Below are 19,184 nucleotides of genomic sequence, written 5' to 3'. Positions count from 1 at the left end.
ACTAAACAGTATATAAAACCCTTACTTCATTCTTTCCTTAGAAAGGAGGTGATCCAGCCGCACCTTCCGATACGGCTACCTTGTTACGACTTCACCCCAGTTACCTGCCCCGCCTTCGGCAGCTCTCTCCTTGCGGTTGAGTCACTGACTTCGGGCGTTGCTGACTCCCATGGTGTGACGGGCGGTGTGTACAAGACCCGGGAACGTATTCACCGCGGCATTCTGATCCGCGATTACTAGCGATTCCAGCTTCGTGTAGTCGGGTTGCAGACTACAGTCCGAACTGGGACGTTATTTTTGAGATTCGCTCCCCCTCGCAGGCTCGCTTCTCTTTGTTTACGCCATTGTAGCACGTGTGTAGCCCAAATCATAAGGGGCATGATGATTTGACGTCATCCCCACCTTCCTCCAGGTTATCCCTGGCAGTCTCCCTAGAGTGCCCATCTTACTGCTGGCTACTAAGGATAAGGGTTGCGCTCGTTGCGGGACTTAACCCAACATCTCACGACACGAGCTGACGACAACCATGCACCACCTGTCTCCCCTGTCCCGAAGGAAAGGACACATTACTGTCCGGTCAGGGGGATGTCAAGACTTGGTAAGGTTCTTCGCGTTGCTTCGAATTAAACCACATGCTCCACCGCTTGTGCGGGTCCCCGTCAATTCCTTTGAGTTTCATTCTTGCGAACGTACTCCCCAGGTGGAATGCTTATTGCGTTTGCGGCGGCACCGAAGGGCTTTGCCCTCCAACACCTAGCATTCATCGTTTACGGCGTGGACTACCAGGGTATCTAATCCTGTTTGCTCCCCACGCTTTCGAGCCTCAACGTCAGTTACTGTCCAGTAAGCCGCCTTCGCCACTGGTGTTCCTCCTAATATCTACGCATTTCACCGCTACACTAGGAATTCCACTTACCTCTCCAGCACTCTAGCAGAACAGTTTCCAAAGCAGTCCCGGGGTTGAGCCCCGGGCTTTCACTTCAGACTTGCTCCGCCGTCTACGCTCCCTTTACACCCAGTAAATCCGGATAACGCTTGCCCCCTACGTATTACCGCGGCTGCTGGCACGTAGTTAGCCGGGGCTTCTTAGTCAGGTACCGTCATTTTCTTCCCTGCTGATAGAGCTTTACATACCGAGATACTTCTTCACTCACGCGGCGTCGCTGCATCAGGGTTTCCCCCATTGTGCAATATTCCCCACTGCTGCCTCCCGTAGGAGTTTGGGCCGTGTCTCAGTCCCAATGTGGCCGGTCACCCTCTCAGGTCGGCTACTGATCGTCGCCTTGGTAAGCCGTTACCTTACCAACTAGCTAATCAGACGCGGGTCCATCTCATACCACCGGAGTTTTTCACACTGCTCCATGCGAAGCTGTGTGCTTATGCGGTATTAGCAGCCATTTCTAACTGTTATCCCCCTGTATGAGGCAGGTTACCCACGCGTTACTCACCCGTCCGCCGCTCAGTCAGTTTTAATTCCATCCGAAAACTTCCTTAAAACCGCTTCGCTCGACTTGCATGTGTTAGGCACGCCGCCAGCGTTCATCCTGAGCCAGGATCAAACTCTCATGTTTAAAGTTGATTCTTATTCAAGATTACTTAGCTTGGCTAATGTTATCTTTTACTTGGTTTTTGTTCTGATTTTTCTCAAATCCTAAGGTCTAAACCAAACCTTTTGAATTGTTAGAATTTTCAGGGTTTTACATACTGTTTAATCTTCAATTTTCAAGGATCTTTGCTGTTGTTTCCTCAGCAGCAACTTTTATATCTTATCACAGTCGCTCGCGTTTGTCAACAACTTTTTTTATTTTTATTTTTTCGTTTTTGCCGATTGCCTCAGCGAGTATCAATGATATCACACTTAAGCGCTCATGTCAACCACTTTTTTAACAATTTTCAAAAACTTTTTTTAGGAAAATGGAGCGGAGAAAGAGGGATTTGAACCCTCGCGCCGGTTTCCCGACCTACACCCTTAGCAGGGGCGCCTCTTCGGCCTCTTGAGTATTTCTCCGAATTCAAATTTCCATATAATTGCTCCTGACAGGTATATCTGCCCGCCAGACGCATAGGGTATTATACTAAAGGGTTCTTATTATGTCAAGAGCTATTTTTCAATTTTTTTACATAATTTTTTATAAACGAAAAACCTAAACGAAAAACCGGCTCAGTCGAAACTCTGACTGAACCGGTTTTTCTTATTGGAATTTATTCGGACTCATTTTCCGTATCTTCTTCATAATACTCTTCATCATAAACATTGCTGTCCTTGGCTTCGCTTTCGCGTACCTTGGCAATGCTTGCTACCTTAATATCTGAATTTTGATCAATAGACATAAGTTTTACACCAGAAGTATTTCTTCCGATTACTGAAATATCATCTACAGACATACGGATAATAATGCCTTCTGTGGTAATCAGCATGATTTCCCTTCCGTCATTTACCAGCTTGGCGCCTACCAGGTTCCCTGTCTTTTCCGTTATCTTATAGCAGAGCACACCCTTTCCGCCTCTGAACTGAGGCTTAAACTCCTCAATCGGCGTACGCTTGCCCATACCGTTTTCAGATACTACAAGAAGCTCCTCTCCCTGGCTTTCCATCTGCATGCCAATAACCTCGTCATCCTCATCAAAGCGCATACCGATCACGCCCATGGATACACGGCCAGTGGTTCTTACATCCTTTTCCTTAAAGCGGATGCACATTCCCTTCTTGGTTACCAGGAAAATATCCTGCTTATCGTCTGTAGCCTTTACTTCAATGAGTTCGTCTCCCTCTTTCAGTACAATAGCCTGAAGTCCGTTTTTGCGTACATTGCCGTACTCTACCATAGGGGTTTTCTTTACCATACCCTCTTTGGTTGCCATAAAGAGATACTGATCCTCATTAAACTCCCTCATGGGAATAATGGCAGTAATCTTTTCTCCCGGCTGAAGCTGCAGAAGGTTTACAATAGCGGTTCCTCGAGCAGTGCGGCCTGCCTCCGGAATCTCATATGCCTTTAAGCGGTATACGCGGCCTGTATTTGTAAAGAACATCATGTGATGGTGGTTGGTTGTCATAAGAAGGTCTTCAATATAGTCCTCCTCAATGGTCTGCATTCCCTTAATACCTTTTCCGCCCCGGTTCTGGCTCTTGAAATTATCTGCATCCATGCGTTTAATATAGCCTAAATGAGTCATGGCTACCACTGTATCCTCATCCGGGATCAGATCTTCCATAGACATATCATCATCAAAGCCAATAGCAGTACGGCGGTCATCCCCGTATTTGGCCGCAATGATATTGATTTCCTCTCTGATTACCATAAGAAGCTTCTTTTCATCTGCCAGAATTGCCTTTAACTGGGCAATTTTAGCCTGCAGCTCCTTAAATTCATTTTCCAGCTTTTCCCGTTCCAGACCGGTAAGAGCACGCAGTCTCATATCTACAATTGCCTGAGCCTGGGCATCCGAAAGCCCGAACCGCTCCATCAACTGTGTCTTGGCCTCTGCCACGTTGGCAGAACCGCGGATAATACGGATGACTTCATCAATATGATCCAATGCGATCAGCAGACCCTGCAAAATATGAGCCCGCTCCTCTGCCTTATTCAAATCATACTGAGTTCTTCTTCTTACTACCTCTTCCTGATGGGAAATATAAACCTCCAGCATCTGATGAAGGTTCAGGATCTTTGGCTGATTATTCACTAATGCCAGCATAATGACACCAAAGGTATCCTGAAGCTGGGTATGCTTAAGAAGCTGGTTTAAAATTACGTTCGCATTCACATCACGGCGCAGTTCGATATTGATGCGCATACCTTCACGGTTGGACTCATCTCCAATATAAGTGATTCCGTCAATCTTCTTTTCTTTCACAAGATCCGCAATCTTCTCAATGAGACGGGCCTTATTTACCATATAAGGCAGCTCGGTGACAATAATCCGGGATTTACCGTTTGCCATAGTCTCGATATTGGTAACAGCTCTCACCTTGATCTTGGCACGGCCTGTACGGTAAGCCTCCTCAATGCCTCTGCGGCCTAAAATAGTAGCTCCTGTAGGGAAATCCGGCCCCTTGATGACTTCCATAAGCTCCTCTATGGAGGTATCACGATCCTCATTGACCCGATTGTCAATCATCAGGGAAACAGCCCCTATGACCTCTCTGAGATTGTGAGGCGGAATGTTAGTTGCCATACCTACGGCGATACCGGAGGTACCGTTTACCAGAAGATTTGGGAAACGTGCCGGAAGAACCATTGGCTCCTTCTCCGTCTCGTCAAAGTTGGGAGCAAAGTCTACGGTGTCCTTATTGATATCAGCCAGCATTTCCATGGAAATACGGCTTAAACGGGCCTCTGTATATCGCATGGCTGCTGCTCCGTCTCCGTCCACGGAACCAAAGTTTCCATGGCCGTCTACCAGCGGATAACGGGTGGACCAGTCCTGGGCCATATTTACCAAAGCTCCGTAGATGGAGCTGTCGCCGTGAGGATGGTATTTACCCATGGTATCACCTACGATACGGGCACATTTTCTGTGTGGCTTATCCGGTCCGTTGTTTAACTCTATCATGGAAAAAAGCACACGGCGCTGAACGGGTTTTAAACCGTCTCTGGCGTCCGGAAGAGCCCGGGCACTGATAACGCTCATGGCATAGTCAATATAGGACTGTTCCATGGTCTTTTTCAGGTCTACGTCATGGACCTTGTCAAATACATTTGGTTCCATACTATATCTCCTTTATGTTCAATCTCATCTGCTGCTTAAATATCCAGATTTTTCACCTTTTTGGCATTATTTTCAATAAATTCCCTTCTCGGCTCTACCTGGTCGCCCATGAGAGTGGTAAAGGTCAGATCCACTTCTGAGGTGGTTTCCTCATCCATGGTTACACGCAGAAGGATACGGCGTTCCGGATCCATGGTTGTCTCCCAGAGCTGCTCTGCATCCATCTCTCCAAGTCCCTTGTAACGCTGGATCTTATTGCTGTTGTCGCGGCCAATGTCCATAAGAATGGAATTCAGCTCCTCATCGCTGTACGCATACCATACACGCTTATTTTTTTCGATTTTATACAGAGGCGGCTGTGCCAGATACACATATCCCTGCTTGATCAGCTCAGGCATAAACCGGTAAATAAAAGTTAAAAGGAGGGTGCTGATATGGGCGCCGTCCACGTCCGCATCAGTCATGATGATGATCTTGTGGTAACGCAGCTTGCTGATATCAAAGTCATCGTGAATACCCGTACCAAAGGCTGTGATCATGGCCTTAATCTCTGCATTGGCATAAACCTTATCCATCCTGGCCTTTTCAACATTTAAGATTTTTCCTCGCAGGGGTAGAATGGCCTGGGTGGCTCTGGAACGGGCCGTCTTTGCAGAACCGCCTGCGGAATCTCCCTCTACGATATAAATTTCACAATTTTCAGGATTCTTATCGGAACAATCTGCCAGCTTTCCCGGAAGAGCCATCCCCTCCAGGGCAGATTTGCGGCGGGTTAAATCTCTGGCCTTTCTGGCTGCCGCACGGGCTCTCTGAGCCATAATGGACTTCTCGCACATGGCTTTTGCTGCTGTGGGGTTCTGTTCTAAATAATAAGTCAGCTGCTCGCTCACAATATTGTCAACCGCACCTCTGGCCTCACTGTTTCCCAGCTTTTGCTTGGTCTGTCCCTCAAACTGAGGCTCCTCTACTTTTACGCTTACGATCGCCGTAAGCCCCTCTCGGATATCCTCACCGGAAAGACTGTCCTCATTTTCCTTTAAAAGCTTATTCTTTCTTGCATAATCATTAAAGGTCTTTGTAAGGGCATTTTTAAATCCTGTCAGATGAGTACCGCCCTCAGGAGTATTGATGTTATTTACAAAGGTGTAAATATTTTCTGTATAGGAGTCATTATGCTGCATGGACACTTCCACATATACGCCGTCCTTTGTACCTTCGCAGTAAAGGACATTTTCATACAGCGGCGTTTTGCCTTTATTCAGATAGGATACAAACTCCTTGATACCGCCCTCATAGTGGAAGGTATGCTCATGCTTCTCCTCCCTCTCATCATGGAGAACGATTTTCAGATTTTTTGTAAGGAATGCAGTCTCCCGCAGGCGCATTTTTAATGTATCATAGTCAAATACGGTTTCCTCAAAAATCTCCTTATCAGGAAGGAAGGAAACACGGGTTCCATGCTGATCAGGACTGCATGTTCCCACAATCTTTAAGGGATACATGGTTCTGCCCCGTTCGTAACGCTGCTGGTATACGTTTCCATCTCTGTATACCTGTACCTCCAGCCATTCAGAAAGCGCATTTACAACGGATGCACCCACTCCGTGAAGGCCGCCGGATACCTTATAACCGCCGTTTCCAAATTTTCCCCCTGCATGAAGGATGGTAAATACAACCTCTACCGCAGGAATCCCTGCTTTTTTCTGTATATCTACGGGAATACCGCGGCCGTCATCAACCACGGTAATGGAGTTGTCCTCATTGATAAAAACCTCGATGGAATCACAATATCCCGCCAATGCCTCATCTACCGCATTGTCTACAATCTCATAAACCAGATGGTGAAGGCCCCTGGCAGAGGTGCTGCCGATATACATACCGGGACGCTTTCTTACTGCCTCAAGTCCTTCCAGGATCTGGATCTGATCTGCTCCGTATTGCTGCTCTGCCATGTTCTATATCTTCCTTTCTTTTCAGGTGTTCGTCTAATTCTGGCTGTATACCTTTCCGTCCACTACTTTGAAGATTTTGTCAATGGGGAACCTGTGATTAACAAAATCTTCCAGCCCTGTACAGGTGATCATGGTCTGAATATCCTGTATTGCGGACAGAAGCTGGGTTTGCCGGCTGCCATCAAGCTCTGAGAGAACGTCATCCAGCAAAAGAACCGGTGCATCCCTGCTCACAAGCTTTACCAGCTCAAGCTCTGAAAGCTTTAAAGACAGGGCTGCCGTACGCTGCTGGCCCTGAGAGCCGAACCGGCGGATATCGATTCCATTTACAATAAAATTAATATCATCCCTGTGGGGACCTGCAAGCGTGGTCTTCTGACGGATATCCTGAGAACGGTTCTTTTCCAGTGCGGCTTTAAAATCCTCCTCCCGGATATCCGGATCATAGAGAACCGATATTTCTTCCTTTCCCCCTGATAAACGGGCGTGGATACCGCTTATGATCCCTCCCAGCTGCTCAATAAACAAACGGCGGGAAGTAATCACCTCTACCCCGTATTTTACCAGCTGTTCATCCCAAATGTCCAGCGTTGTTTCATATTCCGGTTTAAAGGCCAGTTCTTTTAAGAGGCGGTTTCTCTGCAGCAGCACCCGGTTATACTGAACCAGGGAATGGACATACAGCTTATCCAGCTGGCAAAGCTCCATATCAATAAACCGCCTCCGTTCTGCCGGACCGTTTTTGATAATATTTAAGTCCTCCGGGGAAAAGAATACCATATTCGCCAATCCAAACAGCTCGCTGGCCCGCCGGATGGGAATCCCGTTGATGGCTATGCCCTTTGGTTTATTTTTCTTTAAATGCATATCAATGCGCCAGGGAACGTCATTTTTCCGGATCTGCAGCTTTATATGGGATTCATCCTGTCCAAAACGGATGATATCCCTGTCTTTTGCCCCCCGGTGGGACTTGGATGTGCAGCAGACATAGGCAGATTCCAGAATATTTGTCTTTCCCTGGGCATTGTCACCATAGAGAATGTTGGTTCCCTGATTCAGTTCCATATGCAGTTCTTCATAATTACGGTAATTCTTAAGCTCTATGGACTCAATGACCATGGATGTTCTCTCTTCATGATTATTTTATGATCTTTATGGTCTGGCCCTGATAGGCAACCACATCTCCGTCTACCAGTTTCTTTCCCCTCTGATAAGCAGTTTCACCGTTTACAGATACCAAACCATCCTCAATCGCATATTTGGCATCTACACCGGATTCTACAAAGCCCGCTGCCTTTAAGGCCTGTCCCAGCTTGATATAATCTTCTCTTAATTTAATTGTTTCCATTGTTTTCCTTTCCAAGCACAGGAGCACCAGAGAAATGTCTTTCACCGGCGCACATACTGATGTATATTTATGCATTTAAACAGAAGCTGCGTTAAAGTTTACAGGAAGGATCAGATAAATATATGTCTCTTCCTCATCCTTGATAAAGCAGGGGGACTTGGGATTCATCATATAAATATTGATTTCCTCATCCTCAATGGCGCGGAGAGCGTCAATAAGGAACTTGGGATTAAAGCCGATCATAATATCCTTTCCAGTCTTGTGGATCAAAAGCTCCGCATTCATGGAGCCAAAGCTGGAATTTAACTTTAATTCCATGGTATTGTCATTTACCTGAAGGATCAGGGGCTTTTTATCATTTTCACGGATCAGGATCGTTGCCCGCTCAATACAATCCAAAAATTCTCTCCGGTTTACAGAAAATTTCGTCTCGTAATCACTGGAAAGCATCTGATTAATACGGAAATACTCGCCTTCAATGAGGCGGGAAACCACGATCGTATCGTCGAATTCAAATAAAATATGGTTGGAGCTGAAGAAAATCCGAACCTCTTTTTCATTGTCTCCCCCAAGGATCTTGCTGATCTCGCTTAAGGTTTTTCCGGGAACGATGACCTTAGTGGGTTCATAGTGATCCTTTAAGGTAACATTTCGGATGGAAATACGGTGGCCGTCCAGTGAAACCACTTTCAGTTGGTTTTCATTTACCTCAAAAAGCTCTCCTCCCATCATTTTATTGCTGTCATTGGGAGAAATGGAGAAAATAGTCTGCTGGATCACTTCCTTTAAGGTGAATTGAGAAAGGGTGATATATTTATCACGTTCAATATAGGGAATATAGGTAAATTCCTCCCCGTCCCGTCCCTGAATATTAAAAACAGAATTTTCACATCGGATAGTGGTATTCAGCTTTTGATCGGATTCAATGGTAATGGTTGAATTCTGGCTGGATAAACGACGGGTGATTTCAGAAAAAAGCTTGGCATCCAAAGCAATTTTACCGTGTTCCAGGATCTGGCCTTCTACCTTTGTTTCGATACCTAGTTCCATATCGTTTCCTGTCAGACGGATTTCGTTGGAAGAAGCGTCGATCAGGATACACTCTAAAATAGACATGGTTGTCTTGGATGGAACGGCTTTCATAACGATGTTGATGCCATTTACAATGGCGTCCTTCTGGAATTGCAGCTTCATGATTGTTGATAACTTCCTTTCTGAATGAAGTAAAAAAGGCGGAACCTAAATAGATAAAGATATAGTTAATTTCCGCCGTAATCGTAGTAGGGGCTGTGGGTTTGTGTAAAAGTGTGTAAATCCCGTAAAAATGGGGATAAATCACTGTGGAAGAGACTGTGGAAAGAATCCACAAAACCTGGGAGTAAGTTAAGATTTATCCACAGGCGGTTAAAAATGAATTTGAGCCTCAAAAATACCCAAAGGTTATCAACCATTTATCCACAGTGATTCCACGTCTTATTGTGGATTGATCTTCTTCTTTAATATATCGATCGTATTTCGTAAGGTCTCATCCTTCTGCATGTCGCTGGTAATCTTATCAGCACCATGGAGAACAGTGGTATGATCCCTTTTTCCAAGGCTGCGGCCGATGATCTGTAAGGAGGTTTCCGTCATGGTCCGGCAGAGGTACATGATGATCTGTCTTGGATATACGATATCCTTGGTCCGCTTCTGGGAAATAACATCAGCGGGAGTGATGCCGAAATGATCGGATACTACCTGAATGATCAGCTCCGGAGTCACTTCTCTCTGGGCATTGGGAGAAATGATATCCTTTAATGCTTCCTCTGCCAGTTCCAGAGTAATATCACATTTATTTAAGCGGGAAAGCGCTACGATTTTTGTAAGAGCGCCTTCCAGTTCACGGATATTGGATTTGATATTAGTTGCAATGTATTTGATGACTTCATTATCAATATTGTAGCCTTCCATCTCTTCTTTTTTTCGGAGAATGGCCATTCGGGTTTCGTAGTCCGGGGACTGGATGTCCACGGTCAGGCCCCATTCAAAACGGGAACGCAGCCGTTCCTCCAGAGTTTCGATCTCCTTGGGCGGTTTATCAGAGGAGATGATGATCTGTTTTTTCGATTCGTACAGGGTGTTGAAGGTATGGAAAAATTCCTCCTGGGTACTCTCCTTTCCTATAATAAACTGGATATCATCGATCAGGAGAACGTCGTTGTTGCGGTATTTTTCCCGAAACTCTGTGGTGGTAATATTATTTTTGTTTCGGATTGCGTCGATCAGCTCATTGGTAAAGGTCTCGGAACTGACGTAAAGAATCTTGGATTTCGGGTTGTTTTTCAGTATAAAATGAGCGATTGCATGCATCAAATGGGTTTTTCCAAGTCCTACGCCTCCGTAGATAAACAGCGGATTGTAGATTTCGCCTGGAGATTCCGCTACCGCAAGGGCTGCCGCGTGGGCCAGATTGTTGTTGGAGCCGACTACAAAGGTATCAAAGGTATACTTTGGGTTTAAATTGGCGCTCTGGATCACATCCGGGCTTACGGGAGCTTTGGCTTTTGGGATAAGGGAGGGGGCTGCAGGCGTTTCCTGAACCTCTATCTGCTCCTTTACCTTAAAATCCACCTCACATTCCTGACCAAGAAATTCAGAGATGGTAACTTTAAAAAGGAGGCCGTATTTTTTCTTTACATAAGCTAAAAATGTCTGTTCTGGAACAATAATCGTAATGGTATTTCCCTTAAAAGAATAGGGGCTTAAAGGTTCCAGCCATGTCTGGTATGAAATATTTGAAATTTCATGCTCTTCCTTTAAAATAAGCAGAATTTTTTCCCAGTTTTCTTTTATTTTCTCTATCATTTTCTGTCTCCTGAAACTGTATTGCAGAATTGCCCAATCTAAATACATTGTATACTAACGGTGTGAATTTTTCAATCAAAAGTGTAAATATCTGTGGATAACTTTGTAGGAAACCTGTGGATGAAGGGAATCGAAGGCGTGGATAGAGAGGTTTTCCACAGAATAGGGAAAAAAATAACTGCAGGTTGTACACAAGGGGGAAACTTACAGAAAATAAGGGGATTTTGTCCACGAATGAGGAAAAAGGTCGAAATATCCCATACTTATCCACAAGTTATCAACAAATTGTGGATAAGGTGAAAAAAGGAACCGTGGATTTAGAGGAAAAATATTGACGGGTGAAAAAAATGTCGCTATAATGCCTGTGTAATGCGTTGTATCTTAACATTAAGAACAGCAGCAAGGAGGAAAAAAATGAATAAGAGAAAAAAAGACACCCGTTGGCTTGCAAGTGTTGCACTTATGATGGCGGTGGTGATCCTTCTGGCAAGTACGCCGTTAGGAATGATCCAGCTGCCGGTGGTGAAGGCGACAACTGTGCATATCCCTGTGATTTTGGGAGCCATTCTTCTGGGGCCCCTGGCAGGTTCCATCCTGGGAGGAGTGTTCGGTATCTGTTCTATGGTGAGCAACACGATGGCGCCTACCCTGCTATCCTTTGCGTTTTCACCGTTTATGAGCATGACCGGGATTTCAGGAGCCGTAAAGGCAGTGTGGATTTCCGTTGGATGCCGGATCTTAATCGGTTTTTTTGCAGGATGGCTCTGGATTTTACTGTCAAAATGTAAGATGAACCGCATGGCGGCGCTGGCTGTAACCGGTTTTATGGGATCTATGGTAAATACGGTGGCTGTGATGGGAAGTATTTATAAGCTTTTGGCGCTTCCGTATGCCCAGGTAAAGAATGTGGCTGTTGACGCAGTGTGGGGACTGATCATGGCTACTGTTACCGCATCAGGGATTCCGGAGGCGGTCGTAGCTGCAGTTTTGGTGGCTATAATTGGAAAGATTATGCTGAAATTCATAAAGTAAGCGGTTTCAGGGCGTAAAAGCCTGTATTTTAATAAAAAATTGCTTGACGGAGGCGGATTTCTTCTATATAATTGAGAAGATGTTTAATTATACTAGTCAAATGTGTGTTATACCACATTACCAGATAATATTTGATAGGAGGTGCCCGGATTATGAAGATGACATTTCAGCCTAAGAAAAGACAGAGAGCAAAAGTTCATGGCTTCAGAGCAAGAATGAAGACAGCAGGCGGTAGAAAAGTTATTGCTGCCAGAAGAGCAAAAGGTAGAGCAAAGTTAACCGCTTAAGAATTGCAAGGCCACATTTTCATGTGGCCTTTTTCTTACGTCTACAATAAACAAGTCGGAACCCAGTACATAAACCTGTTCCGGCAAATTTCCAGGAGGATCGAATGAAGCGATTTCCTTCCATTAAAAAAAACAGTGACTTTCAGTATATATATAGAAATGGAAAGTCCTATGCCAACCGTCTTTTAGTCATGTATGTGGTAAGAAGCGGGGGAGAAGCGAACAGCATCGGGATATCGGTGAGTAAAAAAGTAGGCAACAGCGTGGTACGCCATCATGTGACCAGGCTGCTGCGGGAGATATTCCGGTTGAATGATAATAAAATTGAGACTGGGTTAAACATCATTCTGGTAGCCCGTGTGGCTGCCGCAAGATCTGATTACAGACATTTGGAGGGTGCCTATATGCACCTGTGCGGACTGCATCACATTTTAAAGGAATCGAAGTGAGAGTTATGATAAAAAAAGGAATGATCCTGCTTATCAGGATCTACCAGAAATATCTGTCGCCCTTAAAGGTAAGGACTCACTGTATTTACACGCCAACGTGCTCTCAATACGCCATTGAGGCACTTCAAAAGTATGGCGCGTTAAAAGGTACATGGTTAGCCTGCAAGAGGATCCTTCGTTGCCATCCCTTTGCAGAAGGCGGTTATGATCCAGTTCCGTAGAAAGTTCCATAAGGAGGTAGCGTTTTGAACGGTTTAGTCGGCGCAGTAGTATTGACAAAGGACAGCGGTTTTCTGGGGCCGATCGCAAGTATCCTTGGCTGGATCATGGACCTGCTTTTTGAGTTCACCAGCATATTCGGCATTGAAAATATCGGCCTTTGCATTATCCTGTTTACACTGGTTACAAAGGTTCTTATGATTCCCTTGACCATAAAGCAGCAGAAATCATCCAAGCTGATGACGGTTATGCAGCCGGAAATTGCAGCAATTCAGAAGAAATACAAAGGAAAAGAAAATGATCAGAAAGCCGCGATGATGATGCAGGCTGAGATCAAGGCAGTATATGAGAAATACGGCACATCCATGACGGGCGGCTGTCTTCCTCTTCTGATCCAGATGCCGATCATTTTTGCACTGTACAGAGTTATTTACAATATTCCGGCTTATGTACAGTCTGTCAGAGGCTATTATGAGACGGTAATTTCCCATCTTCCCAGCGGATACCAGACCCAGCAGGCGTTTACCCAGCTGGCAGAGGCCCATAAGATGGTGGGTGAGAAATTTGATTATAACAATGTAAACACGGTAATTGACCTTTTATATACCTTTACAGCCCAGCAGTGGGACAGCTTTGTTGCCGCATTCCCGGCAGTGGGACAGGCAGTGACAGATGCAGGCGTAAATGCAGTGGAAGCCATTGAAAATATGCAGAGCTTCTTTGGCCTGAATATTGCGTATACTCCATTTCAGGTGATCGTGAATTTCTTTGAGCAGCAGGGCGGCGTAACTCTGGGTATGGCAGCTGCAGCTCTGGCAATTCCGATCCTTGCAGGCTTAAGCCAGTGGTACAGTACAAAGCTTATGACTGCCAATCAGTCTCAGCCGGCTGATGACGATAATCCGGCTGCCAGCATGATGAAATCCATGAATATCACCATGCCTCTGATGTCCGTATTCTTCTGCTTCTCCTTTGCTTCCGGTATCGGTCTTTACTGGGTGGCTCAGAGTGTGTTCACTATCATCCAGCAGGTATGGATCAATTCCTACCTGAACAAGGTAGATATGGATGACCTGGTACAGAAGAATATTGAAAAGACCAATAAAAAGCGTGCCAAGAAGGGCCTTTCTCCTGTCAAAGTCGGAAATGTAGATGAGATGTTAAAGAGGATGGAAGAGAAGGAATCCAGAGAAGAGTCTGCTCGTATGGAAAAAATTGCCAAGACAAAGGTTCAGGTAGAGGAATCCAATAAGTACTATAATCAGGATGCCAAACCGGGAAGTCTGGCAGCCAAGGCGAATATGGTAGCCAAATACAATGAGCGTCAGGAGAAGGGAAAGAAAAAGTAGGAGGGTTTCGTATGGATATGATTACGGTTTCTGCAAAAACAGTGGATGAAGCGGTTACGAAAGCTCTGATCGAACTTAAGACAACCAGCGATAAACTGGAGTATGAGGTTGTGGAGGAAGGAAGCAAAGGTTTTCTGGGGCTGGGCGCAAAGCCGGCTGTGATCCGCGCAAAGAAGAAGGAAACAGTGGCGGACAGGGCCATTGAGTTTCTGACCCAGATATTTGACGCTATGGGTATGGACGTATCCATTAAGTCGGAATATAATGAAGGGGAGCAGGAGCTGTCCTTGGAATTAGAGGGCGGAGATATGGGAATCCTGATCGGCAAGAGAGGTCAGACCCTGGATTCTCTTCAGTATCTTGTAAGCCTTATTGTAAACAAGGAAACAGACGGTTATCTGAGAGTCAAACTGGATACGGAAAATTACCGTGAGCGCAGAAAAGAGACTCTGGAGACCCTGGCAAAGAACATTGCCTACAAGGTTAAGAGAACCAAACGTCCCGTTTCTCTGGAGCCCATGAATCCCTATGAGAGAAGGATCATCCATGCGGCGATCCAGAATGATAAGTATGTGACTACCCGCAGTGAGGGGGAAGAGCCTTTCCGCCATGTGGTAATCGCTCTTAGGAAGGAAACAGGCGCCGGTGAGCGCAGGGGACGTTATGACCGCAGCCGCGGCGGGCGCTATGAGCGTACCGGCGGCTACCGGGGAAATACCCGCAGGAATGACTCCTATCAGGCGGCTTCCCTGTCAGAGCATAATGCTGAGACAGCCGGCGGCAGCGGACAGGAAACAGAGGAGTAATCCGGTAAATGAACATGGGGAGGCTGTTGCAGAGTGATTTGCGGCGGCCTCTTTTTGCGCTGAAAGCCAGAAAGGCGAGGAGTGAAAATGAAAACAGAAACCATTGCTGCCATTGCCACAGGCATGAGCAATTCGGGAATCGGCATTGTAAGGATCAGCGGAGATCAGGCCTTTGAGGTCATTGACCGAATCTATCGGAATAAAAAGGGGCAGGCAGGAACATTATGGGACGCAAAGTCCCACACAGCCCATTATGGATATATTTATGATGGTGATGAAAGAATCGATGAGGTTCTGGTGCTTATTATGCGGGGGCCAAACAGCTATACAGCAGAGGATACCGTTGAGATTGATTGTCATGGCGGCATTCGCATGGTTCAGCGGATTCTGGAAACGGTCCTTCATAACGGGGCAAGAACCGCCCAGCCGGGAGAGTTTACCAAGCGCGCCTTTTTAAACGGAAGGCTGGATCTGGCCCAGGCAGAGGCAGTGGCAGAACTGATCCATGCATCCAATGACTATGCCTTAAAGAGCTCTGTGAGCCAGCTGGGAGGATCGGTATCGGGAAAGATACGGGCTCTCAGGGAAACCATTCTTTATGAGACTGCCTTTATTGAGTCGGCTCTGGATGATCCGGAGCACATTTCACTGGAGGGGTACGGGGACAGGCTTTTAAAGGTGCTGGAGCCGGTGACAGAAGAGATTGAAAAGCTGATCGCCTCGGCAGATGACGGAAGAGTGATGACAGAGGGCGTTCGGACGGTGATCCTTGGAAAACCTAACGCAGGAAAATCTTCCCTGATGAATGTGCTTTTAGGGGAAGAGAGGGCTATTGTAACGGATATTGCAGGTACTACCAGAGATACCTTAGAGGAGCATATTAACCTTCAGGGGATCAGCCTGCATGTAGTGGATACGGCGGGAATCCGGGACACGGAAGATGTAGTGGAAAAGATCGGCGTAAACCGTGCCATGAAGGCAGCAAAAGGAGCGGATCTGATCATTTATGTGGCAGACGGCTCCCGCCCGCTGGATGAGAGCGACCGGGAGATCATGGAGCTGATCCATGATAAGAAGGCCATTGTGCTTTTAAATAAGACGGATCTGGAGCTTACTGTAGATAAGGAGGCTTTAGAGGAGCAGTGCGGCCACCGTGTAATCCCTATTTCCGCCAAGGAGGAGCATGGGATCGGAGATCTGGAAAAGGAGATCCAGTCCATGTTTTATCATGGAGAGATTGCCTTTAATGACCAGGTATATATTACAAATGCCCGTCATAAGGAGGCTTTGGAAGCTGCCTTAAGGAGCCTTCGGATGGTGCGTTCAAGTGTGCTTGATGGGATGCCGGAGGATTTTTATTCCATAGATCTTGCAGACGCCTATGAACAGCTGGGACTGATCTTAGGAGAAGCAGTGGATGATGATGTGGTAAATGAGATCTTCTCAAAGTTCTGTATGGGAAAATGAGAGGACAGGAAGGAAGGAAAAAGATGCCGTATTTGGAAGAAAGTTATGATATCGTGGTGGTGGGAGCAGGCCATGCGGGCTGCGAGGCGGCGTTAGCCTGCGCGCGGCTTGGGCTTGAAACCATCATGTTTACGGTCAGTGTGGACAGCATTGCCCTGATGCCCTGCAATCCCAATATAGGAGGCAGCTCCAAGGGCCATCTGGTCCGTGAACTGGATGCGCTTGGGGGAGAAATGGGCAAAAATATTGATAAGACCTTTATCCAGTCCAAGATGTTAAATGAATCCAAGGGGCCGGCGGTTCACTCCCTCAGGGCCCAGGCGGATAAGCAGGCCTATACTCAGGCCATGAGGCAAACCCTGGAACAGACCGAACACCTGACCATACGCCAGGCAGAGGTATCGGAGCTGATTGTAAAAGAGGGCGCTGTAAGAGGCGTAAAGACATTTTCCGGCGCTGTATACCACGCAAAGGCGGTCGTTTTGTGTACAGGCACCTATCTGCGGGCCAGATGCATTTACGGGGATGTAAGCAATCCTACAGGGCCTAATGGCCTTCAGGCGGCCAACCACCTGACACAGTCTCTGATTGATAATGGGATCGAGATGTTCCGGTTTAAGACGGGAACTCCGGCCAGAGTGGATAAGAGAAGCATTGATTTTGCAAAGATGGAGGAGCAGTTTGGAGATGAGCGGATTGTGCCGTTTTCATTTTCAACCGATCCGGACAGCATACAGAAGGAGCAGGTTTCCTGCTGGCTGACCTATACCAATGGGGAGACCCATCAGATCATCCGGGATAATCTGGACCGTTCGCCGCTGTTTTCAGGAGCCATTGAGGGAACAGGCCCTCGATATTGTCCGTCTATCGAGGACAAGGTAGTGCGTTTTCCTGATAAGGAGCGCCATCAGGTGTTTGTGGAGCCGGAGGGACTTTATACCAATGAAATGTATCTGGGTGGAATGAGCAGCTCTCTGCCGGAAGACGTGCAGTATGCCATGTACCGCACCGTACCGGGGTTAGAGAATGTAACGATCGTGCGCAATGCCTATGCGATCGAGTATGACTGCATCAATGCCCTGCAGTTAAAGTCTACCCTGGAGTTTAAACGCATCAGAGGCCTGTTTGCGGGCGGTCAGTTTAACGGAAGCTCCGGATATGAGGAGGCAGCAGTTCAGGGCTTTATGGCGGGCGTAAACGCGTCTATGGAGGTGCTGGGAAGAGAGCAGGTAGTGTTAGACCGGTCACAGGCCTATATCGGCGTTCTGATTGACGATCTGGTGACCAAGGAAAACCATGAGCCATACCGGATGATGACTTCAAGGGCAGAGTACCGGCTTTTGCTGCGCCAGGATAATGCCGATTTACGGCTTCGGGAAATCGGTCATAAAATCGGACTGGTAAGCGATGAGGAGTATGAAAAGATGCTCTCTAAACGTCAGGCCATCGAAGAAGAAATACGCCGTTTAGAAAATACTGCCATCGGCGGAACGCCGGCAGTCCAGGCAGTTCTGGAGCAGTACGGAAGTACGCCTCTTAAATCAGGAAGTACGCTGGCAGATCTGGTGCGCCGGCCGGAGCTGGATTATGAAAAGATCAGGGAAATTGATAAAAAAAGGCCGGATCTTCCATTTGATGTGCGGGAGCAGGTAAATATTGAAATCAAGTATGAGGGCTACATAAAGAGGCAGAGACAGCAGGTAGCCCAGTTTAAGAAGCTGGAAGGCAGGCATCTGCCGGAAAACTTTGATTACAGCCAGGTAAAGAGCCTGCGTCGGGAAGCTGTTCAGAAGCTGAATCAGATACAGCCGTCTACCGTGGGACAGGCATCACGGATTTCCGGGGTATCTCCAGCGGATATATCAGTGCTTTTAGTGTATCTGGGAAGAGAGTAAAAGATGGTTTTTACATATAAAAGAGAGGACGGGATCAATGACAGAATCATTTGCTGAGAAAATGAAGGCCGGGACAAGGGAGCTGAATATAACCCTGAGCCAGAGGCAGTTGGAACAGTTTTTTAAATATTATGAAATGCTGGTGGAGACAAATAAAGTGATGAATCTGACAGCCATTACAGAGGAAGGGGACGTGGTGGCAAAGCATTTCTGTGACAGTCTTTGCCTGGTAAAGGCGTATCATGAGCTTCTGGATCGGGAGTCTGAAGGTGAAGCTAAAGATATGAAAACGGTTTCTGTGATTGATGTGGGAACCGGAGCCGGGTTCCCTGGAATCCCGCTTAAGATTGCATTTCCTCAGATTAAACTCACGCTGCTGGATTCGCTGAATAAAAGAGTAAAATTTTTAGAGCAGGTATGCAGAGAGCTGGAACTGGAGAATGTACAGTGCATCCATGGAAGGGCAGAGGATGCAGGACGGATGAAAGAGCACAGGGAGCAGTATGATCTGGCAGTGTCCAGAGCAGTAGCAAATCTGGCATCGCTGTCAGAATATTGTATTCCTTTTGTAAAAAAAGGGGGATTCTTTATTCCTTATAAATCAGGAGAAATTGAGGAAGAGCTGAATCAGGGAAAGAAAGCAGCAGCAATTCTGGGAGGAGAAATAAACGAAGTGGTGCGCTTTTCTTTACCGGAAGGAGATGGAGCCAGAAGTCTGATCCGTATTCGTAAAGTAAAGCCGGTATCTTCCAGATATCCAAGAAAAGCGGGAATGCCGGGGAAAGAACCTCTGGGAAAATAGGCGCGAAGGCAGAGCATATGT

The 19,184-nt window shown here is 46.5% G+C and carries 16 protein-coding genes, 1 tRNA gene and 1 rRNA gene; 10 read left to right on the top strand and 8 right to left on the bottom strand.

The genetic code is table 11. The annotated features are described in order from the left end of the window. Positions 1-41 precede the first annotated feature (41 nt). The 8 genes from BN3656_RS01895 to dnaA form a co-directional block, all read right to left on the bottom strand. Positions 42-1,571: ribosomal RNA gene (locus BN3656_RS01895) — 16S ribosomal RNA — on the bottom strand. A 349-nt stretch (positions 1,572-1,920) separates the two neighbouring features. Continuing rightward, positions 1,921-2,008 (bottom strand) — tRNA-Ser (locus BN3656_RS01890). Between the two features lie 194 nt (positions 2,009-2,202). Further along, the gene (gene gyrA / locus BN3656_RS01885) at positions 2,203-4,713 is read right to left on the bottom strand and encodes a DNA gyrase subunit A (RefSeq protein ID WP_066543512.1); all 2,511 of its coding nucleotides are present in this window, start codon (positions 4,711-4,713) and stop codon (positions 2,203-2,205) included. 35 nt (positions 4,714-4,748) lie between these two features. After that, positions 4,749-6,665 (bottom strand): DNA topoisomerase (ATP-hydrolyzing) subunit B, encoded by a 1,917-nt coding sequence (gene gyrB, locus BN3656_RS01880; RefSeq protein ID WP_066543510.1) that lies wholly within the window; start codon positions 6,663-6,665, stop codon positions 4,749-4,751. Between the two features lie 33 nt (positions 6,666-6,698). Then, the gene (gene recF, locus BN3656_RS01875) at positions 6,699-7,784 is read right to left on the bottom strand and encodes a DNA replication/repair protein RecF (protein ID WP_066543508.1); all 1,086 of its coding nucleotides are present in this window, start codon (positions 7,782-7,784) and stop codon (positions 6,699-6,701) included. A 19-nt stretch (positions 7,785-7,803) separates the two neighbouring features. Beyond that, a complete protein-coding gene (locus BN3656_RS01870) occupies positions 7,804-8,013 on the bottom strand; it encodes an RNA-binding S4 domain-containing protein (protein ID WP_066543560.1) in 210 nt (69 codons plus the stop codon). 75 nt (positions 8,014-8,088) lie between these two features. Next, positions 8,089-9,207: a DNA polymerase III subunit beta gene (gene dnaN, locus BN3656_RS01865; RefSeq protein ID WP_066543506.1), complete on the bottom strand. Its 1,119-nt coding sequence runs from the start codon at positions 9,205-9,207 to the stop codon at positions 8,089-8,091. Positions 9,208-9,486: 279 nt separating this feature from the next. Then, positions 9,487-10,857, bottom strand: coding sequence for a chromosomal replication initiator protein DnaA (gene dnaA / locus BN3656_RS01860; protein WP_066543504.1), 1,371 nt, complete (start codon positions 10,855-10,857; stop codon positions 9,487-9,489). A 120-nt stretch (positions 10,858-10,977) separates the two neighbouring features. Here dnaA and BN3656_RS01855 point away from each other — a divergent pair, with 120 nt between their 5' ends. From BN3656_RS01855 to rsmG, 10 genes are all read left to right on the top strand, one after another. Next, positions 10,978-11,157 (top strand): hypothetical protein, encoded by a 180-nt coding sequence (locus BN3656_RS01855; RefSeq protein WP_066543502.1) that lies wholly within the window; start codon positions 10,978-10,980, stop codon positions 11,155-11,157. Positions 11,158-11,271: 114 nt separating this feature from the next. Next, a complete protein-coding gene (locus BN3656_RS01850) occupies positions 11,272-11,889 on the top strand; it encodes an ECF transporter S component (protein ID WP_066543500.1) in 618 nt (205 codons plus the stop codon). A 152-nt stretch (positions 11,890-12,041) separates the two neighbouring features. Next, positions 12,042-12,176, top strand: coding sequence for a 50S ribosomal protein L34 (rpmH, locus tag BN3656_RS01845; protein ID WP_021870170.1), 135 nt, complete (start codon positions 12,042-12,044; stop codon positions 12,174-12,176). A 104-nt stretch (positions 12,177-12,280) separates the two neighbouring features. Continuing rightward, positions 12,281-12,625, top strand: a complete 345-nt coding sequence (gene rnpA / locus BN3656_RS01840; protein ID WP_066543498.1) for a ribonuclease P protein component — start codon at positions 12,281-12,283, stop codon at positions 12,623-12,625. Between the two features lie 5 nt (positions 12,626-12,630). Beyond that, positions 12,631-12,846, top strand: coding sequence for a membrane protein insertion efficiency factor YidD (yidD, locus tag BN3656_RS01835; protein ID WP_081422807.1), 216 nt, complete (start codon positions 12,631-12,633; stop codon positions 12,844-12,846). Between the two features lie 24 nt (positions 12,847-12,870). Further along, positions 12,871-14,193: a YidC/Oxa1 family membrane protein insertase gene (locus BN3656_RS01830; protein ID WP_066543496.1), complete on the top strand. Its 1,323-nt coding sequence runs from the start codon at positions 12,871-12,873 to the stop codon at positions 14,191-14,193. A gap of 11 nt (positions 14,194-14,204) precedes the next feature. Continuing rightward, a complete protein-coding gene (gene jag / locus BN3656_RS01825; RefSeq protein ID WP_066543494.1) occupies positions 14,205-14,999 on the top strand; it encodes an RNA-binding cell elongation regulator Jag/EloR in 795 nt (264 codons plus the stop codon). A gap of 87 nt (positions 15,000-15,086) precedes the next feature. Beyond that, positions 15,087-16,466: a tRNA uridine-5-carboxymethylaminomethyl(34) synthesis GTPase MnmE gene (mnmE, locus tag BN3656_RS01820; protein WP_066543490.1), complete on the top strand. Its 1,380-nt coding sequence runs from the start codon at positions 15,087-15,089 to the stop codon at positions 16,464-16,466. Between the two features lie 23 nt (positions 16,467-16,489). Further along, the gene (gene mnmG, locus BN3656_RS01815) at positions 16,490-18,361 is read left to right on the top strand and encodes a tRNA uridine-5-carboxymethylaminomethyl(34) synthesis enzyme MnmG (RefSeq protein WP_066543558.1); all 1,872 of its coding nucleotides are present in this window, start codon (positions 16,490-16,492) and stop codon (positions 18,359-18,361) included. A 37-nt stretch (positions 18,362-18,398) separates the two neighbouring features. Further along, positions 18,399-19,163: a 16S rRNA (guanine(527)-N(7))-methyltransferase RsmG gene (gene rsmG, locus BN3656_RS01810; RefSeq protein ID WP_066543488.1), complete on the top strand. Its 765-nt coding sequence runs from the start codon at positions 18,399-18,401 to the stop codon at positions 19,161-19,163. The last annotated feature ends 21 nt before the right edge of the window (positions 19,164-19,184 follow it).

The organism is Clostridium sp. AT4 (genome assembly GCF_001517625.2).
Lineage (GTDB): Bacteria > Bacillota > Clostridia > Lachnospirales > Lachnospiraceae > Enterocloster.
This window is presented reverse-complemented; position numbering and strand designations above follow the sequence as displayed.